The sequence below is a fragment of the Companilactobacillus musae genome, from assembly GCF_003967595.1.
Classification (GTDB): Bacteria; Bacillota; Bacilli; order Lactobacillales; family Lactobacillaceae; genus Companilactobacillus; species Companilactobacillus musae.
Genome location: NZ_BIFW01000002.1, coordinates 158,468 through 178,534, shown reverse-complemented (window position 1 = coordinate 178,534; position 20,067 = coordinate 158,468). Strand labels below are relative to the sequence as shown.

Sequence of the window (20,067 nt, the reverse complement as noted above, 5' to 3'; positions counted from 1 at the left end):
CTTGAAATTTTCAATGAATCATGGTAGAATTTCACTCCTAAGGAGTGATTATTATAATGCCAACATCATTGAAGACAATCAAGAGTAATTTGGATTCACACTTAGGTGAGAATTTAACTATTGTCGCACAAGCAGGTCGTAAAAAGGTGGTCCGTCGTCGCGGAACCTTATCAGAAACATTCCATTCAGTTTTTGTCGTTGATTTAGATCAAAATGAAAATTCATTTGAAAGAGTTTCATATAGTTATGCTGATTTGTTAACAAAATCAATTGATATCAAATTTGATAGCGAAGAATCTGCTGAGACTGATCCAGAAGTTGAAGCTGAGTAATAAAGGTCACTATTTAGGAGGTTTGAACAGAAATGTTCAAGCCTCTTTTTTTGTGGGAGGATGATTGAAAGATGCCGTCCTCTGCAACAAGGAAAATTGAGCTGGAACGCTGCGGGCACAGATTTGAGCTAATTGAGGTTCACAATCATCTCAAATACTGGCCTTGTTCTAAGTGGGTTCCCCACTAAGAACAATTCCGCGGCTGAGACCATTTTCTTTGTTGCTCCGGACTAGGGATTGATTTCTAGCGCAGTGGAGGACGGAATCCTTATGAAAGTTAAGATACTAACCCGTTTTCATTCCAAAAAAACATGAATTGTTCACTGTTTTGCTTTATAATCTTGTAGGAAGATATGTTTTAGGAGAAAAAAAGATGAAAACACGAAGAAGCGAACGTTTAATTGATATGACTCGCTATTTACTTGAACGACCACACACATTGATTTCTTTGGCATTTTTTGCCGATCGTTACGAATCAGCTAAGTCATCAATATCTGAGGATTTAGGAATTTTACGAAGAACTTTTATGATCAGAGGAATCGGGGTTTTGGAAACTTTACCTGGAGCTGGTGGAGGAGTGATTTTTACACCAGGAATCTCTAAAAAAGAAGCAACTGAATTTATTGAGGAAACATCTAAGCGCTTGGTTGAACCCAACCGTATTTTGCCAGGGGGCTATTTGTATCTAACCGATTTATTAGCCGATCCAGAACTTTTGAGAACTGTTGGAAGAATGATTGCAACTCAGTATTCACAGAGTTCAATTGATGTCGTTATGACGGTTGCCACTAAAGGTATACCAATTGCTCAAAGCGTAGCTAATTTCTTGAACATTCCATTTGTGATTGTTCGTCGTGATTCTAAAATCACCGAAGGATCAACAATTAGTGTTAACTATGCCTCAGGTTCATCAGATCGAGTAGAAAAGATGGAACTTTCAAAACGTAGTTTAGAAGAAGGTTCAAGAGTATTAGTAGTTGATGACTTTATGAAGGGTGGCGGAACTATTAATGGCTTGCGTAGTTTGATCTCAGAATTTAATGCCATTTTTGTTGGTGCAACGGTCTTTGCTGAGAACATCAATCTACACAGTCAATTTGGTGACGCCGATATAACGTCGATCTTTAAAGTGACAAAAATTGATACACAAAACCGTATTTTAAATGTGGAACCGGGAAATTATTTAACTAATACCGATTTCAGTTATTTTGAATAAATTCTTGATTGAGCAGTTATATATAATAATGCTATTATATATAAGGATATTTGAATGACTGAAGGGAGTTTCTGATGTCGAATCGTTATGTAATAATTCTTGCAGCTGGAAAAGGTACAAGAATGAAGTCTAGATTATACAAAGTATTGCATCCTGTCGCTGGTAGAGCTATGGTCGACCATGTCTTAACACAAGTAGAAAAGGTCCAACCTGATCTAATTGAAACTGTTATTGGTAATGGTGCTGATAAAGTAAAAGCTTTATTAGGTGATAGAACAAAATATGCTTTGCAATCTGAGCAACTGGGTACAGGTCATGCTGTATTACAGACTGAGAAGGATTTAGGTGACAAGGATGGTATTACACTAGTAGCTACTGGTGATACTCCTTTGTTTACTGCTGATACTTTTGAGAAATTGTTTGATTTTCATGAAAAAGAAGGAGCAGCTGCAACAATTTTGACAGCACATGCTGATAATCCATTCGGATATGGTCGTATTGTCCGTGATAGTAACGGCAATGTTGAAAAGATTGTTGAACAAAAAGATGCTTCAAGAAGTGAGCAAGAAATTCAAGAAATCAATACTGGCGTTTTGTGCTTTGATAACAAACTATTGTTTGAAGAATTGCACAAAGTTAATAATGATAATGCCCAAGGTGAATATTACTTGCCAGATGTAATTTCATTGCTTAAAGAAGAGGGTAAGAAGGTTTCAGCTTATCAAATGGCTGATCTTAGTGAATCATTAGGTGTTAATGATCGTGTTGCTCTATCACAAGCAGAAAAAATTATGCAACGTCGAATTAACGAAAAACATATGCGTGATGGCGTTACGATTGTTGATCCTGACAATACGTACATTGATGTAGACGTTAAAATTGGTAACGATACTGTTATCGAACCTAACGTAAAGATTTTTGGTAAAACAACAATCGGTTCAGAATGTGTTATTGGTTCTGGTTCAAGAATCTCTGATTCAGAAATTCAAGATAATGTTGAGGTTATTAGTTCAACTATCGAGAGTGCTGTTATGCACAAAGGTAGCAACGTAGGACCTAATTCACATCTAAGACCAAAAGCTGAAATTGGTCGCGATGTTCACATTGGAAATTTCTGTGAGATCAAAAATGCTAAAATTGGTGATAGAACTAAGGTAGGTCATTTAACTTATGTTGGTGATGCTACTCTTGGAACTGATATTAATGTTGGCTGTGGAGTTGTCTTTGTAAATTATGATGGTGTAAAGAAGTGGCACAGTAATATTGGAGATCATTCATTCATTGGTAGCAATTCTAATATAATTGCTCCAGTTGAAATGTCTGACCATTCGTTTATTGCTGCTGGTTCAACTATTACTAACGACATTCCTAAGCATGCAATGGCAATTGCGCGTCAGAGACAAACAAATAAAGAAGATTTTTGGGATAGATTACCACTATCAAATAGTGAAGATTGGAAATAAAGGTGAATAATTAAATGTCATTTCAAAATAACGAACAACCAATGAAGATTTTTGCATTGAATTCAAACAAACCTTTGGCTGAAAAAATTGCTAAAGAGGTTGGCGTACCACTAGGAAAATCATCAGTTACACGTTTTAGTGATGGTGAAATTCAAATTAATATTGATGAAAGTATCCGTGGTTCTGAAGTGTTCTTGATTCAATCAACTTCAGCTCCAGTTAACGATAACTTGATGGAATTATTGATCATGGTTGATGCATTAAGACGAGCATCTGCTAGTGTTATTAATGTTGTTATGCCTTATTATGGTTACGCTAGACAAGATCGTAAGTCACGTTCACGTGAACCTATTACTGCTAAGTTAGTTGCTAATATGTTGGAACGTGCTGGTGTTGATCGTGTTCTTGCTCTTGATCTCCATGCTGCTCAAATTCAAGGATTCTTTGATATTCCTGTTGATCACTTAATGGGTGCTCCATTATTAGCTGATTACTTCTTGTCAAATCATCTTGAAGAAGATGCAGTTGTTGTTTCACCTGATCATGGTGGTGTTACACGTGCTAGAAAATTAGCTGAATTTTTGAAGACTCCAATCGCTATCATCGATAAACGTAGACCTCGTGCTAATGTTGCCGAAGTTATGAATATTATTGGTAATGTTAAAGGCAAACGTGCCATCATTATTGATGATATGATCGATACTGCTGGTACAATTTCTCTAGCATCACAAGCTCTTATCGATGCTGGTGCCACTGAAGTATATGCATGTTGTACACATCCAATTCTTTCAGGTCCTGCTATTGAAAGAATTGAAGCTTCACCAATCAAGACTTTGGTTGTAACAGATTCAATTAATCTTCCTAAGGAAAAAATTATCGACAAGATGGTTCAAGTATCAGTTGGACCACTTATCGGTGAAGCCATCAAACGTGTTCATGATAATGACCCAGTTAGTCCATTGTTCAACACACGTTTCCAAAAGAAATAGTTTAAAGAATATTGATTTTTAAACATTAAAAAGACCAGTGCAATAGTCATAAAATGGCTGTTACACTGGTCTTTTAGTAATAAATAATTAATTTAAAAGTAAAAATAACGTCTATTAGAAAATCATTCAAGGTATATAAAAATATACCTGTTTTAATGGACGTTATTTTTTAATAATGATCATTACGGTTATTTCTCTGTTGATATCTTAATAAGTCGCGAATTTGTTGTAAGTATTCAGTTTGTGGATCGGGGATTTCGTCACCATTTTGATCAAACTTACTACGTGAACCATCTCGACGCATTTTGTTCATCATCTTAACGATTATAAAGACCACAAACATGATAATTAGAAAGTTGATCAAAGCATTTATGAAATCACCAATCAAAAAGTTAGCACCCAAAACTTGGAACTTCATATCTGATAGATCAATTTGTCCAATAAAAAGTCCGATTAGCGGATTTAAGAGGTATGTAGTAATCGCTGATACTAGACTATTGAAAGCAGCACCAACGATAACACCGACAGCTAAGTCAACAACAGTACCACGGGAAATAAATTCTTGGAATTCCTTGAGCATTCTCGCCAAATCTCCTTCATTGATATTACGTTTTTCAAAGTACAGCCTTCACTTTACTATAAATTGGAAAATTTTAAAGTGGCTATATCAATTTTTATTGAAATTTTAATGGAGATGCAATCAGGATTACTTCTTTTTGTAATCTGCGTACTTAGCTTTAACGGCTTCAAGGCTACTCAAGGCTAATTTCTCATTTACTTCGTCGGTCATTTTTTGTTTAGTATCATCATCCCAGTTATAGTATTTAGTCATACAGTCGATAACAGGAGTTTTGATACTTCTCATATGATTAATGTCAAACAGCATTTGACTACTACGACGTAGAAGATAGTCAATAGGATGTTCAACCATTTCTGCCTGAAGACCATAAGTGAGCATTGCCCAGTCAATTCTTGGCAAACGTGATTTGGTTTTGGTGTCAGGTAATAGTTCATAAACATCATAGATATTAGAACCGTAACGTTGAACTAATTTTTCAGCATCCTCACGGTCAAGATCATAATTAATAATTCCTTCATGAACAGCTTGATCAAAGAAGTCCATCCAACCGTTACCACCACCGACGTCGCCACCGGAAAGAATCAAATTTTTGGTTTTGATAGCTTGGTATTTATAATTTTCTTCAATATTTAGTTGTTGGCTAACGCGATTGACAATTTTCTCAGCCATTTTACGATAACCAGTTAGTTTTCCTCCAGCAATGGAAAGCAGTCCAGAATCGGATTGGAATATTTCATCCTTACGAGAAATCTCTGAAGGTGATTTTCCTTCTTCTTGGATCAATGGTCTAACACCAGACCAACCACTTTCAACATCGTCAGGTGTTAGATATTGAGGAAGATCAAACATTTGATTTGCTGCAGCAAGGATATAGGTTACATCAGTTGCAGTAATATTTGGTTCCTTGGGATCATCAGTCCAAGTAGTATCTGTTGTTCCAATGTAAGTTTTTCCTTCACGAGGAATAGCAAACATCATACGGCCATCGTGGAATGGTGTGTCGAAATAGACTGAATTAGAAATAGGAAATTTGTCATGATCGATGACTAAATGAACTCCCTTAGTTAGATGTAGATGTTTATTTTTATCAGAGTTATCCATTTTACGAATTTCATCGACCCAAGGTCCACAAGCATTGATGATCTTTTTGGCATGAATTTCACCAGTAGATCCAGTAATAAGGTTTTGGAAAATGACGCCACAGATCTTATTATCAGAATCATATAGTAAACCAGTTACTTTAGTGTAATTAGCAATGAGAGCACCTAATTCGTTAGCCCTTTTAACGACTTCTAAAGTTAAACGAGCATCATCTGTCCGATATTCAACGTAAACTCCAGATCCTTTAAGATTCTCACTCTTCAAATAGGGTTCACGTTCAAGCGTGTCATGTGAATTTAGCATGTATTTTCGTTCAGAGCTTTTTACTTCGGCCAAACGATCATAAACATCTAATCCGATTGCAGTAGTGAAAGGTCCAAAGGTTCCTTCTTCATAAAAGGGAAGCATCATCTTTAGTGGTGTGGTGATTTGGGGGGCATTGTTGTAAACGATAGCTCGTTCACTACCAACTTCATGAACTTCTTTAATAGCAGCTTGCTTCAAATATCTTAATCCGCCATGAACTAATTTAGTTGAACGACTGGAGGTTCCGGAAGCAAAGTCGCGCATTTCAATTAAACCGGTTTGAAGGCCTCGACTCTGAGCATCTAAAGTAATACCACTACCAGTGATACCACCGCCAATTACTAATAAATCTAGGGTCGTATCTTGCATAGCTTGTAAATTTTTTGATCTAGTTTTGTCTGAAAATTCTTTCATGTTATCCTCCTTTGGTGCATATGTTTAGCAAAATAAGCATAATCTCATAAAACGGGAATTGCACAAATTAAATATCAAAATGAACTAGCTTTATTTTAATAAAATACCATCAAAATTGAAAACGTTTTACTGAATGATTTTATCATTGTGGATATGTTTTTGAAATTTACGATAATCATCATTGAAGATATCATCAGAAGGTTGCATTAACATTGATTTAGGAAAATAAAAACGTTCGTCTCCCAGAATTTTACCAGTTAAAGCATTGACCAAACGGCTAACAGTTGAAAGTTCAATCAATGAACCATCATCTTGCATAATTTCAATTTGGGTACGGCTCTTATTAGAGTTAGGATCGTAAACATCATAAGGTAAATCAAAGCTGGTATTTGTATCGGTGTAATAGTTTTTATCAAAACCAACATTTTCCACAATATTGGCTAAATCAGGTAGTAGGTGTTTAGTTCTATGATCATATTCGGCTGACTTGAAAGGTTTACGAGAAAGAAAACGATAAGCTAAATCCTTTAATATTTCGTCAGGATAGCTTTGCCAAAGTGTGAAGTAAGTGTTGAGAATACCATCATCCAATAGCAAATAATCGTCGATGGTTACCTTATTTTCAAAGAAAGGTACTAATAAACTTGGCATCTCAAAGCCATTCATATGATTATGTTCATAAAGATCTTTAGCACGTTGTAATAACTTTGTTAAAACAACTTCCATTCCTCGGGAAACAGGATGGAAATAAACCTGTTGATACATTTGAAAACGACTAATAATGTAATCTTCAACAGCATGCATTCCGTCATTATCAAAAGCAATGCCACCTTTATAAGGGCGCATAACTCTAAGAATTCTAGTAAGATCAAACATTCCGTATTTGGTTCCAGTAAAGTAGGCATCACGTAAAAGGTAATCCATTCTGTCAGCATCAACTTGACTAGATATCATTTGAACAACTTGAGGGTTAGGATAGGTATGGGCAATAACTCCAGCCACTTTTTCGGGAAAGTCTTCTGAAACTTGGCGTAAAACGTGATTGATTTCTGTTTCTGGAGAGGTAATTATTTTTTGAGTCCACATTTCATGATCGGTATTAAAAATATGTTCAAAAGTATGTGAGTATGCTCCATGTCCAACATCGTGCAATAATGCGGCACACAAGGCAACTATGCGTTCATTATCGTCCCAAAGACCATCGCCGGGAACTTTAGTAGGATAATTTCTTTGGAAGTTGTCACAGATTTGGCGAGTTATTTCATAAACACCCATACAGTGGGTAAAACGTGAGTGTTCTGCACCCTGAAAGGTGAATGAAGAAGTACCTAATTGTTTTACTCTTCTTAATCGTTGAAATTCTTTAGTATTAATGAGATCAAGAATGACTTTGTGCTGAATGTGGATATAATTGTGTATAGGATCGCGAAAGACCTTTTCACGAGGTAACATTTCGATGTTGTATGACATTATTTTTCCTCCAATATTTTCTTGTTACGTTTGACCAGATCAACTAAAGTGTCGTTGTAGGCTTTTTTATAAGGTAAGGAATTTTGAATGATGAAAAATTCTTCTTTGTTGACTTGATAATCTTGAGTTAAAATATCGATGATTTTTTGTTTAGCTGTTTCAATAGATAAGCTTGTTTGCAAAAGCTGGTCCAAGTTTTCCATGGCATGTAGATCAATATCTGGATAAGTAAAACGTTCATGTTTAGGAAAATTGCTGATTTCGTAAAAATCCTTCATCAATTGGCTGCGTTTCTTTTGATCACCATTGATGCTAATGTATGCCATAATTGCTACAGCGTTACCAGCTCGACGTTGAGAAATACCAGCAAACTTTTTACCGTTGATACTTAAGTCGTAAGTACCTGGGCAATAGGAATGAGTTATCTCACCAGTTTCTATCTGAGAAGAAAAGGCTTGTTTTAATAAGGAATACATTTTCTCATAGGCATCGTCAATTTGAAGGTTGTCCTTGTCAGGTAGAAAAATTGTACAATTTAAGATTCCTTCGTCAGTAACAACACCCAGGCCGCCAGAATTACGTAAGTAAAATAAATAATCTTTGTCAGATAACATATTTAATCCGGCTTGAAGGTTTTTGAGACGTTTATCCTGCATGCCTAAGATTACCGTTGGGGGAGTAACCCAGAAATGAATTACAGGTTGATGATTTTCGGAAACAAATTTTAGGATGGCTCCAGTGTCTGAAAATGGAACAAGCATATCTTTGTTAGAGCTTATTTTTTGGTCGTATAATATAATAGTATTGTTCAATTGATCACTTCTTTTAATTAATTAATATAATTTTATCATGTAGAGGCAGTAGGTATTGGAAAATAATAGTTTTGACGTAAATGTAGAGTTAAATATTGAAACTCTTCAATCTGGGGAATTAACTCATACAAAAATTTCAGAGCCTGGTCAGTTTATCCAAATTGGAGATTCAATATATTTAAGATTTAAAGAAAGTCTAGATAATGATGACCACGCATCAATCTTAGTTAAAATAACTGATGCTGGAGAGATACATGTTAAACGGGTTGCCAAAGCAACTAACTTAGCATCGTTATTATACTTTACCCATCAAAAACATAATACAGGTCATTTGGAAACTGAATATGGTGTTTTGCCATTGCAAACATATACGAAAGATTCCAAGGTAGAAATTGTAAGCAATCCACTTTCTGGAAAAATAAACATTGATTATGACTTGATTTACGATAATAATGTAATAGGTAATTATAAGTTTAGATTGATTTTTAGTGCTTAGGTCTATATCATTATAAGTAAGACGCTGCGAAAGGACGTGTACACGTTTGAAGTTTGACAAATTCAAGGATCAAAACAAAGACGAGCTCTCATTGATTGAGGTTGCCTATGAGATTCTAAATAACAATAAAAAAGAAGTAATGAACTTTTCTGACATCGTTAATGAAATACAAGACTACTTAGGCAAGTCTGATGATGAAATCAAGGAAGCACTTCCTCAATTCTATACAGATTTGAATAATGATGGTAGTTTTCTTTCACTTGGCGAAAACGTTTGGGGTCTACGTAAGTGGTATCCATATGACTCAGTTGATGAAGAAGTAAATCATCCCGAGGATAACGGTACAGAAAATACTCATAAAGCTGCTCAAAAGGTTAATGCCTTCTTGAGTGACGATGACACTGATGACGATGTCGTTGATTATGACGATGATAGTGATTTGGATGTATCTGATATGGATGATGATGACGATAGTGATGGTTCATCAGATAATGGTCCAGACTTATCTAAATTTACTAATTCTGATTTAACATCTGTTGACGAAGATGACGACGACGAACATGATGATAGTTTGGAAGATGGTATCGAAGGTCAATTGTCAGAGTTTGATGCAGACGATGATGATGAAGATATCGATCTTTCTGACGATGATGATGACGACGACGATGATGTCGAAGATGACGATGATGATAAAAATTAAGTTTAACTTTTTGAATTAAAAGTTTGACGACTCGAACATATCACGGTATTATATAGTTCGGGCTCTATTAGATAGACAACTTCAAGTTCCCTGTTCATGCTGAATAGGGGACTTTTTTATTTTGTGAGTGAGAAATCCCTAGAATTAATATGTGGAGGAAAATATGACTAAATACATTTTTATTACAGGTGGAGTCGTTTCATCATTAGGAAAGGGAATCGTTGCCGCATCCCTTGGTAGATTATTAAAGAATCGCGGCCTAAAGGTGACAATGCAAAAATTCGATCCTTATATCAATGTGGACCCTGGAACAATGAGTCCATATCAACATGGTGAGGTTTATGTAACAAATGATGGTACAGAAACCGATCTTGATTTGGGACACTATGAAAGATTTATCGATAACGATTTGAACAAATATTCAAACGTTACAACAGGTAAGATTTATTCAGAAGTTATCCGTCGCGAACGTCATGGTGACTACAACGGAGCAACTGTTCAAGTAATTCCACATATTACAGATATGATCAAGCAAAAGATTATGCGTGCTGCTACAACAACTGATTCAGACGTTATTATTACTGAAGTCGGTGGTACTGTTGGTGATATCGAATCACAACCATACCTAGAAGCATTGCGTCAAATGAAGGCTGAAGTCGGTTCAGAAAACGTTGTTTATATTCATACATCATTGGTACCTTACTTGAAGGCCGCCGGTGAAATGAAGACAAAACCAACACAACACAGTGTTAAGGAATTGCGTGGAATCGGTATTCAACCAAATATTTTGGTTGTTCGTACAGAATTGCCAATGCCACAAAATATGAAAGACAAGATTGCATCATTCTGTGATGTTGATTCTGAAGCAGTTATTGAATCACGTGATGCTAGTTCACTTTACGATATTCCATTGAACTTACAAGCTCAAAACTTTGATGATATCGTTTGTCGTTATCTACATCTTGATACTAAAGAAGCAGATATGGAAAATTGGAACAAGTTAGTTGATCGTGTACATAACTTGAAACATAAGACAAAAATTACTTTAGTTGGTAAATATACAAAGTTACAAGATGCTTACATTTCTGTGACAGAAGCCCTACGTTCTGCAGGTTACGCTTATAATACGGAAATAGAACTAGAAAAGATTTCAGCCGACCTTATTACAGAGGACAATGTTGCTGATTATCTAAAAGATTCTGATGGTATTCTAGTACCTGGTGGTTTTGGTAGCCGTGGTCTAGAAGGAATGATCACAACTATTAAGTATGCTCGTGAACATGATGTACCATATCTAGGTATTTGTTTAGGTATGCAAATGGCAAGTATTGAATTTGCTAGAAATGTAGCCGGCATTAAAGATGCCACAACTGGTGAAGTAGATGCTAATGCTCCACATAAGATCATTGATATCATGGCTGATAAGAAGGATGTTGAAGATCGTGGAGGTACTTTACGTTTGGGTTCATATCCATGTAAACTAAAGGAAGGCTCAAAAGCAGCCGCTGCCTATGACAATCAATCTGTTATTCAAGAAAGACACCGTCATAGATACGAATTCAACAATGAATATCGTAAACAATTCGAAGATCTTGGTTTAGTATTCTCAGGTGTTTCACCAGATAATCATTTGGTTGAAGTTATTGAAGTTCCTGAAAACAAATTCTTCGTTGCAGCTCAATATCATCCAGAATTCTTATCAAGACCTACTAAGCCAGAAGGCCTATTCAAGGGATTCATCGGCGCAGCTTCAGGCCTTGAAGAAGAAGATATGTAATCTTCTGTAGTTAAATATAGTTAGGAAAAAGCTTATGCAAAAACTTGTAATCAACGGTGGAAAGAAATTATCGGGTGAAGTGACAATCGGTGGGGCTAAGAATAGTACCGTCGCATTGATTCCTGCAGCCATTTTATCTGATACACCTGTAGTGTTAGATTCTGTTCCCCAAATTAGAGATGTAAAAAATTTACGTTCTATTTTGAAAGATATGAACGTTACTTCAGAAATGAATAATGATGTATTGCGAATTGATCCGACAAAGATCCAATTTGCTGAATTACCAAGTGGTAAAGTAAGCAGTTTGCGGGCCTCATATTATTTTATGGGCGCTATGCTAGGACGATTCGGTAAAGCTGTAGTCGGTTTTCCTGGCGGTGACGATATTGGACCACGTCCTATTGATCAACATATCAAGGGATTCGAAGCATTAGGTGCACACGTTGAGAACAAACATGGGCAAATCATTATCACTACTCCTGAAGAAGGACTTAAAGGAGCCAAGATCTTTTTAGATATGGTTTCTGTTGGTGCAACGATCAATGTTATCTTGGCAGCTGTAAAAGCTAAAGGGACAACTGTTATTGAAAATGCCGCCAAAGAGCCAGAAATTATTGATTTAGCAACATTTTTAAACAATATGGGTGCTGTGATCCGTGGAGTTGGGACAGAAACCATTCGTATTGAGGGTGTTGATACCTTACGTTCAAATAATGCCCATACTATTATTCCTGATCGAATTGAAGCAGGAACGTATTTAAGTTTAGCTGCTGCCAATGGTGGGGATATTTTAATAAAGAATATCATCAGTGAACATTTAGATGCTTTCTTGGCAAAATTAGATGAGATGGGTGTTAATTTAGAGGTTGGCGAAGATAGTATTTACGTCAAACCATCTTCAGAATTAAAGGCTGTTAATATCAAAACAATGCCATATCCAGGATTCGCAACAGATTTACAACAACCGATCACACCACTTTTGATGAGAGCTAGTGGGGATGCAATGATTGTTGATACGATTTATCCTAAGCGTGTTAAACATATTTCCCAATTGAATAAAATGGGTGCTGATATCACTAGTGAAAATGATTTGATCTTTGTTCATGGTGGTGCCAAGTTAAAAGGTGCTAATGTATCCGCAGATGAAATCAGAGCTGGTGCTTGTTTGATGATTGCCGGACTTTTGGCTGAAGGGCAAACTGTGATTGACCATGCAGAAAATATTTTGCGTGGTTATGATCAAGTTGTTTGGAAGTTACATTGTTTAGGCGCAGATGTTAAATTGATTGGTGAAGACGATTTAGTTGAGTCTTGACATTAAGGGATTAACTTGATAAATTTATTTATAGCTTAAAACGAGAGAGGAAGTGCGCCGTTGAGAAAATAAGTTCAAATTCCAAATTATACAAGTATAGAAATATAGTGTGTAGTTTGATTTGGCTTATTTTTCCAACAGTGCTTCCTTACAAAGATAAGGACGCTGTTTAGCGTTCTTTTTTTGTATCAAAATAACTTTAGCCGATCAACCTACACCTGAATGAGGGTGTTTTTACATGGGAACAATACAAATAGAAAATGTTAGTTTTAAATACGACCAAATGGTTGAAAATCTTTTTAGTTCGTTGAATTTGAAAATTGATGAAAGTTGGAAATTAGGATTAATCGGACGTAATGGTCGAGGCAAAACGACGTTGATGAAGATGTTGTTAGGTCAATTAGATTATCAAGGACAAATTATTTCAAATCTTAATTTTTATTATTATCCACAGATGGTTGTTGATAAAAATATTCCGACAATTGAAGTAGTTAAAAAGCTAACCCAATTGGAAGAATATGATCTTTGGAAGATTGAGATTGAATTGGATAAGTTACAAGTAAATCAAGAAGTGTTGCAACAACAGTTTTCCACATTAAGTCCAGGCGAAAGGACCAAAGTCTTATTAGCAATTTTATTCGTTGATGAATCAGGTTTTCAATTGATTGATGAGCCAACGAATCACTTGGATATTGAAGGACGACGAATTGTTTCTGAATATTTAAAGAGTAAGAAAGGTTTTATTGTTATTAGTCATGATAAAACTTTCTTAAATCCAGTGATTGACCATGTTATTTCAATTAATCGTAGTAATGTTGACGTCTATAAGGGCAATTTTGATACATGGCAAGAGAATAAAGAATTACAGGATAAGCATGAATTAGGGCAAAAGGAGCAGTTGAAAAAAGATATCAACCGTCTGCATGAAACAGCTGTGAAACGTGAAAATTGGTCCAATCAATCCGAGGCACAGAAAAATAAAAATCGTTATTCTGAAAAAGTTAATTTGGATAAAGGGTTCTTAGGACATAAATCGGCTAAAATGATGAAAAAAGCTAAGACAGCTGCTAAACGTGTCGATTCAGCAATTGATGAGAAACAACAATTACTAAAGAATATCGAAATTGAAGAGCCCATCGTTTTAAATTACGAAGAAAAAAATCATCCGGATGTATTTGTTGAAGTTAATAAATTACAACTGAGTCATGCAGATATCGTTACACCAGAAGTAAGTTTTGAAGTTAAAAGAAATCAAGTTATGGCTTTGATGGGACAAAATGGTATCGGCAAGACAACGATTTTTAAACAGATTTTAGGTTTACCACAACCTTTTAAACAGAGTGGAAAAATCACTGTGGCTAATAATTTAAAAATTTCATATTTGCCACAAGATAATGAGTTACAGGGAAATATCAAACAATTGGCGATGAATAAGAAGATCGAGCCAGAAATGGTTTATTCAAATTTAAGAAAATTAGGATTTGAGAGATATCTTTTTGAACAGCCAGTAGAGAACATGTCTCAGGGACAACGTCGTAAAGTAGCTTTAGCATTGAGTTTGTCACAGAAGGCTAACCTTTATTTTTGGGATGAACCTTTGAATTATTTAGACGTTATTACACGCCAGCAAATAATTGATGCAATAAAAAAACAACACCCAACGATGTTGTTGATAGATCATGATTTAGATTTGATAGATGAAGTTTCCACAAAGAAAGTCGAATTGCATTATTAGAATTGTATTGAATATTTGCTTAAGTCATGATAATATTAAACACTGTTAGTAATTTAATCTATATTTCCGTTAAGGACTTATGGCAAAGGAGCGACATAGAATGAAACAAGGAATTCATCCAGAATATCACCAAGTTGTATTTATGGACTCATCAACAGGTAAGAAATTCTTAGCTGGTTCAACAATGGGCTCAAAAGAAACAACTGATTATGAAGGTACAGAATACCCATTAATTCGTGTTGAAATTTCATCAGATTCACATCCTTTCTATACTGGTAAACAAAAGTTTGCTCAAGCAGATGGACGTATCGACCGTTTCAACAAGAAATATGGCTTGCAAAACAAATAAAAAAAGTCATCCGTTCGGATGGCTTATTTTTTTGCTTTCGTATGCTTTGATTTCAGGTGTGTAAATACCCAAACAAAGTTAATCAGGGCTAAACAACTAGTACTCAAAAAGACTGCTGAATAGCTTAAAGCGCTGGATATTGAAGAGCCAAGCAATGGTCCACAGACATTACCAACAGATTGGAATGACTGATTATATCCAAAGACTCTACCAGTGTACTTAGGGTCGGTGTATTTTGCCAAAATAGTTTGTACTTGTGGAACTAGACACGCATCAGAGATGCCAACTAAGAAACGCAAAATAGCTAGTTGCCAAACATTGGTGACGAAGGCCTGTGGAATATAAACTAGAACGGCAAAAATTAAACCGCCGATTAAAATCTTTCCAGTTCCGATCTTATCACCTAGAGCGCCAAATCTTGGGGCAGCAATAATATTGGCAATACCTGGCATAGCCGCAACGACACCAGCGATTAACGTAACTTGACTAGAGCCATGCATCAGTTGTTTAACGTATAAACTGATGATAGGGTTGATCGAGTTGTTAGAGGTTTGAATGATCATTGTAGTAATGAACATAGCCAAGATCATATTAGGATTTTTCAACTTGTGGAAAATTTCTTTAGTTGACTCCTCTTGACCTTTAGGAATAGGTTTGAAATCTTCTTTGATAAAGATCGTAACCAAGATAAATGCTAAAAATAGCAGTGAACCGGTTATCATAAATGGAATACGATAACCTAGGTATTGAGCGATAACACCACCAACCAAAGGTCCTAAAAGCGTACCGGAAATAACACCGGTGTTTAAAGTACCCAAGGCTTTTCCACTTTCAGATCTAGGAGCTGTGGAAGCAATTAAAGTGTTAGAATTACTAACGAATCCAGAGAAGACACCTTGTAGGAGTCTTAAAACAACTAATTGCCAAGGGGCAGTTACGAAGGCCTGAAGGAAAATCACGATTGCCATACCTAGAGATGCTCGAATCAGCATTAATTTCCGACCTTTACGATCGGCAATTTTTCCCCAGATTGGTGAGATAATCGCCATGACTAGAAATGTCGCTGAAAACGCGATACCATTCCAGATGACAAGCTGACTTTTTGTGAAATTGCCTAACTGGTTAATGTATAATGGCATAAAGGGTGTTATCATACTGAAGCCAATACCTGATACAAAGGTACTGAACCAAAGAACTATTAGGTTTTTCTTCCAATAGTTATTCGGCTCGGCAGTACTTTCTGTATTAGATGTCATATACATCAAATCCTTTCTAAGTATCTTAGTATACTCTTTTTTTATTTATATCTTATAAATTTAATTTTTTAAAATTGAGGAAGTTTGTTCATGAAGATGAAGTTAAGAGAAGTTTACTCAGCATTGAAAATCCAAAGCGACCAGGTCGCAGACGTTGAAATAACTGGAGTTTGCTTCGATAGTCGTAAGGCTAAAAAGGGTGATTTATTCTTTCCATTGCAGGGGGAACGTGATGGACATGAATTTATCAACAGTGCAATTGAAAACGGCGTAAGTGCTACCGTTTGGCAAAGCGATCATGATATTCCTAATGACAAGATACCTTATGTTGTCGTTAAGAATGTTTCGAACGCGTTTGAAACATTAGCTAAGTATTATTTGAATAAAGTTAATCCCAAAGTTGTGGCTGTAACTGGCAGCAATGGTAAAACTACTACCAAGGATATGATTGCCAAAGTTTTAAGCACAAGCAATAATGTTGCTAAGACGCCGCAAAATTTCAATAATGAAATTGGTGTACCTTTCACTATTTTGAATATGCCGACAAATACGGAAGTATTAGTAGTTGAAATGGGGATGGATCGTCCTGGTCAAATCAATCATTTGAGTAGTATTGCCAACCCAGATATTTCAGTTATTACAATGATTGGTGAAGCGCACATCGAATTCTTTGGTACTAGAGATAAAATTGCTGATGCTAAGATGGAAATCACAGATCATCTTCAAGAAGATGGTTCTTTTATTTTTAATGGCGATGAACCATTATTGCTGGAGCGTGCAGAAAAAGTTGAACAAAATAAATTAACTTTTGGTAATCACAATAGCAATAATATTTATGCTACTGAAATAAAAGCAGGCAAAACAACTACCAAATTTACAACTAACCTATGGCCAGACCTCGAATTTGAGATTCCAATGATGGGTGAATACAATGTAAATAATGCTCTGGCAGCTTTATTGGTTGGTCAAATTTCTCATATTAAACCAGAAGCTATGCAAGAAGCTTTGAGTGAATTATTTGTAACGGAAAATAGAACAGAATGGATCAAGGCAAAAAATGGTGCCGATATTTTGAGTGATGTTTATAACTCTAATCCAACTGCAGCCATTGAAGTTTTGAACAGTCTTAAAGAAATCAAAACAGATGGTCGAAAATTGATTGTCCTAGGTGATATGTTAGAGCTTGGTGATGCTTCCAAGGACTTGCATGAATCTTTGGCAAAACATATTGATGCAGAAAATTTTGCAAAGGTCTATCTTGTTGGCGATTATATGAAATATTTGCGTGACAAACTTGACAATAAGTATGATTCAACAGATCTTCTTTGGTATGGAAAAGATCAACTAACAGATTTAACCAAAGATTTAGAAAAAGAATTAAAGCCAAATGACACCGTCTTATTAAAGGCAAGTCATGGAATTCATTTAGAAAACGTTTTACATGGATTAATGTAGAAGTTGTCATTTGAGTTTGTGTATAAAACGTGGTAAAGTAGTCAAATTGTTATTTATCGTGTTTTAAAAAATGGAGGACATTTGTGAAATTTAAAGAATTAGATTTAGATCCCAGATTATTGAGTGCCGTAGACGAAGCCGGTTTTGAAGAAACTACACCTATTCAAGCTCAAACTATTCCACTAGTTATGAGCGGCGATGACGTCATCGGACAAGCTCAAACTGGTACAGGTAAGACGGCAGCCTTTGGCTTACCATTGCTAAATGCCGTTGATACTCAATCAAGCGATATCCAAGCATTGATTATCTCACCAACTAGAGAATTAGCTATCCAAACACAAGAAGAGTTATATCGTTTAGGTAGTAAAAAGAAAGTTAAGGTTCAAAGTGTCTATGGTGGTTCTGATATTAGACGTCAAATTCGTGCCTTAAAGAGTCACCCTCAAGTTATTGTTGGTACTCCTGGTAGAATGCTTGATCATATCAACCGTCACACTTTGAAATTGCATAACGTTAAAACCGTTGTGCTTGATGAAGCTGACGAAATGTTAGATATGGGATTTGTTGAGGATATCGAAAGTATCCTTTCTAACGTTCCTAATCAACATCAAACATTGTTGTTCTCAGCTACAATGCCTAAGCCAATCATGAAGATTGCTGACAAGTTCATGACTGAACCTAAGATTGTTAAGATCAAGTCAAAAGAATTAACTGCTGACAAGATTGAACAATATTTTGTTAAGGCTAGAGAATTTGAAAAGTTTGACTTGATGACACGTCTTTTCGATGTTCAAGCACCTGAATTGGCATTGATTTTCGGTCGTACAAAGCGTCGTGTTGATGAATTGACACGTGGTTTGCAAGCCCGTGGTTATAATGCCGAAGGTATTCATGGTGATTTGTCACAAGACAAGCGTACTAGCGTATTACGTAAGTTCAAGGCTGGTAAATTAGACTTCCTTGTTGCAACTGACGTTGCTGCTCGTGGTTTGGATATTTCTGGTGTATCACATGTTTATAACTATGATATTCCTCAAGATCCTGATAGTTATGTTCACCGTATTGGCCGTACTGGTCGTGCCGGACATTCTGGTGTGTCAGTAACCTTCGTTACACCAAACGAAATGGGTTACTTACGTACCATTGAAAACCTAACTAAGAAGCGTATGGAACCATTAGCTCCACCAACTGATAAAGAAGTTCTTAAAGGACAACTTGAAGCTGTTAAACAAGATATCAAGGATACCTTGGAACATGACAAGCACTTGGATCGTTTCGATTCAGCTGTTCAAGAATTACTTTCAGAATATTCTGCTGAAGATATTGCTCGTATTTTCTTGAGTGATGCTATCAAGGATGCACAAAGTGTTCCTGTTAAGATTGCTCCTGAAAGACCACTTCCATCAAGAAAGGTTAGTCATAGTCGTTCAGGCCATGGTCGTCGTAGAAATAACGGCAATCGTGGTGGTGGCGATCACCGCAGACGTAATAATGATCGTCGTGATGGTAGTCATGGAAGTCGTAACCATGATGATCGTAAAGGTGGCAAACGTCGCGAACATGACAACAAACGTAATGGTCGTAGCAAGAAGTCATTCAAGATCAGAACTAATCTAGAAAAGTAATTATTAAATAAATAAAGATTTTAATTAAGACAAGGTAAATTATTTTACTTTGTCTTTTTTTTTACAGTAAAATACACTTGAGGGGTCTGACAAACAGTAGCTCATTAAAACTTGTAATGTAATTTTAAAATGCTATGATTTAGGCTTGAATAGGAGTCAACAGTTTGTTTTGCTTTTTTGTTAAATGGGACTGCATAAATTCTCTTTCTGTGTTTTACTTCAATTGCAGGGAGTGACTATTTGTGTGTTGTCCTTTAGATAAAGGATTGGGCTAGTCTTAATTTAGCTCTAAAAAATAGATTGTGAGAAATGACATATGATTAAAGGATTAGGTATTGATATAGCAGAAATTGATCGGGTGCGTAAGATCTATGGTCGTCATCCGCGATTTTTGGAAAAGATTTTAAATGAGGATGAAGTGGCAGTTTTTAATTCCTTAAATACTGAAAAATCTAAGATGACGTATTTGACTGGACGCTTTTCAACCAAAGAAGCTTTCACAAAAGCAATGGGAACCGGCCTAGTTGGCATTGGTTTTCACGATTTAAGTGTGTTGAATCACCAGTCAGGACAGCCTTATATAAAGACTGATCTTTTTAAAGGTAATATTCATGTATCTATTTCAGATACAGATGAACTAGTAATAACTGAAGTTATTCTAGAGGAGGCAGAGTAA

Annotated in this window: 18 protein-coding genes; 13 read left to right on the top strand and 5 right to left on the bottom strand. The window is 35.9% G+C overall.

Going from position 1 to position 20,067, the window contains the following annotated elements; translation table 11 throughout:
• Positions 1-56: 56 nt before the first annotated feature.
• The 4 genes from LAB100_RS04420 (at position 57) to LAB100_RS04405 (ending at position 4,000) form a co-directional block, all read left to right on the top strand.
• Positions 57-332, top strand: coding sequence for a Veg family protein (locus LAB100_RS04420; RefSeq protein ID WP_119325744.1), 276 nt, complete (start codon positions 57-59; stop codon positions 330-332).
• Between the two features lie 373 nt (positions 333-705).
• Positions 706-1,548 (top strand): pur operon repressor, encoded by an 843-nt coding sequence (gene purR / locus LAB100_RS04415; protein WP_119325745.1) that lies wholly within the window; start codon positions 706-708, stop codon positions 1,546-1,548.
• Positions 1,549-1,622: 74 nt separating this feature from the next.
• Positions 1,623-3,011, top strand: coding sequence for a bifunctional UDP-N-acetylglucosamine diphosphorylase/glucosamine-1-phosphate N-acetyltransferase GlmU (gene glmU / locus LAB100_RS04410; RefSeq protein WP_119325746.1), 1,389 nt, complete (start codon positions 1,623-1,625; stop codon positions 3,009-3,011).
• A 14-nt stretch (positions 3,012-3,025) separates the two neighbouring features.
• Positions 3,026-4,000: a ribose-phosphate diphosphokinase gene (locus tag LAB100_RS04405; protein WP_119325747.1), complete on the top strand. Its 975-nt coding sequence runs from the start codon at positions 3,026-3,028 to the stop codon at positions 3,998-4,000.
• Positions 4,001-4,169: 169 nt separating this feature from the next.
• Here LAB100_RS04405 and mscL read toward each other — a convergent pair whose 3' ends face one another.
• From mscL to LAB100_RS04385, 4 genes are all read right to left on the bottom strand, one after another.
• Positions 4,170-4,580: a large conductance mechanosensitive channel protein MscL gene (gene mscL / locus LAB100_RS04400; protein WP_119325748.1), complete on the bottom strand. Its 411-nt coding sequence runs from the start codon at positions 4,578-4,580 to the stop codon at positions 4,170-4,172.
• 126 nt (positions 4,581-4,706) lie between these two features.
• The gene (locus tag LAB100_RS04395) at positions 4,707-6,401 is read right to left on the bottom strand and encodes a glycerol-3-phosphate dehydrogenase/oxidase (RefSeq protein ID WP_119325749.1); all 1,695 of its coding nucleotides are present in this window, start codon (positions 6,399-6,401) and stop codon (positions 4,707-4,709) included.
• A gap of 126 nt (positions 6,402-6,527) precedes the next feature.
• A complete protein-coding gene (locus LAB100_RS04390) occupies positions 6,528-7,871 on the bottom strand; it encodes an HD domain-containing protein (protein ID WP_119325750.1) in 1,344 nt (447 codons plus the stop codon).
• Complete coding sequence (locus LAB100_RS04385; protein ID WP_119325751.1) at positions 7,871-8,683, bottom strand: lipoate--protein ligase family protein; 813 nt, start codon at positions 8,681-8,683, stop codon at positions 7,871-7,873. Before LAB100_RS04385 ends, LAB100_RS04390 begins: the two co-directional genes overlap by 1 nt.
• 55 nt (positions 8,684-8,738) lie before the next feature.
• Between LAB100_RS04385 and LAB100_RS04380 the strand changes: the two genes are divergently transcribed.
• From LAB100_RS04380 to LAB100_RS04355, 6 genes are all read left to right on the top strand, one after another.
• Complete coding sequence (locus tag LAB100_RS04380; RefSeq protein ID WP_119325752.1) at positions 8,739-9,179, top strand: YwiB family protein; 441 nt, start codon at positions 8,739-8,741, stop codon at positions 9,177-9,179.
• 46 nt (positions 9,180-9,225) lie between these two features.
• Entirely contained in the window at positions 9,226-9,879 is a 654-nt protein-coding gene (rpoE, locus tag LAB100_RS04375; RefSeq protein ID WP_119325753.1) for a DNA-directed RNA polymerase subunit delta, read from the top strand.
• Positions 9,880-10,042: 163 nt separating this feature from the next.
• Complete coding sequence (pyrG, locus tag LAB100_RS04370) at positions 10,043-11,656, top strand: CTP synthase (RefSeq protein ID WP_119325754.1); 1,614 nt, start codon at positions 10,043-10,045, stop codon at positions 11,654-11,656.
• Positions 11,657-11,690: 34 nt separating this feature from the next.
• On the top strand, positions 11,691-12,971 hold the full coding sequence (murA, locus tag LAB100_RS04365) for a UDP-N-acetylglucosamine 1-carboxyvinyltransferase (RefSeq protein WP_119325755.1): 1,281 nt from the start codon (positions 11,691-11,693) through the stop codon (positions 12,969-12,971).
• 238 nt (positions 12,972-13,209) lie between these two features.
• Entirely contained in the window at positions 13,210-14,706 is a 1,497-nt protein-coding gene (gene abc-f / locus LAB100_RS04360; protein WP_119325756.1) for a ribosomal protection-like ABC-F family protein, read from the top strand.
• Positions 14,707-14,806: 100 nt separating this feature from the next.
• The gene (locus LAB100_RS04355) at positions 14,807-15,055 is read left to right on the top strand and encodes a type B 50S ribosomal protein L31 (protein ID WP_119325757.1); all 249 of its coding nucleotides are present in this window, start codon (positions 14,807-14,809) and stop codon (positions 15,053-15,055) included.
• Positions 15,056-15,078: 23 nt separating this feature from the next.
• Here the strand turns inward: LAB100_RS04355 and LAB100_RS04350 are convergent, their stop codons facing one another.
• Positions 15,079-16,311: a multidrug efflux MFS transporter gene (locus LAB100_RS04350; protein ID WP_119325915.1), complete on the bottom strand. Its 1,233-nt coding sequence runs from the start codon at positions 16,309-16,311 to the stop codon at positions 15,079-15,081.
• Between the two features lie 90 nt (positions 16,312-16,401).
• Between LAB100_RS04350 and LAB100_RS04345 the strand changes: the two genes are divergently transcribed.
• From LAB100_RS04345 to acpS, 3 genes are all read left to right on the top strand, one after another.
• Positions 16,402-17,766, top strand: coding sequence for a UDP-N-acetylmuramoyl-tripeptide--D-alanyl-D-alanine ligase (locus tag LAB100_RS04345; RefSeq protein WP_119325758.1), 1,365 nt, complete (start codon positions 16,402-16,404; stop codon positions 17,764-17,766).
• An 83-nt stretch (positions 17,767-17,849) separates the two neighbouring features.
• The gene (gene cshA, locus LAB100_RS04340) at positions 17,850-19,391 is read left to right on the top strand and encodes a degradosome RNA helicase CshA (RefSeq protein ID WP_119325759.1); all 1,542 of its coding nucleotides are present in this window, start codon (positions 17,850-17,852) and stop codon (positions 19,389-19,391) included.
• Between the two features lie 316 nt (positions 19,392-19,707).
• Positions 19,708-20,067, top strand: a complete 360-nt coding sequence (gene acpS, locus LAB100_RS04335; RefSeq protein ID WP_119325760.1) for a holo-ACP synthase — start codon at positions 19,708-19,710, stop codon at positions 20,065-20,067.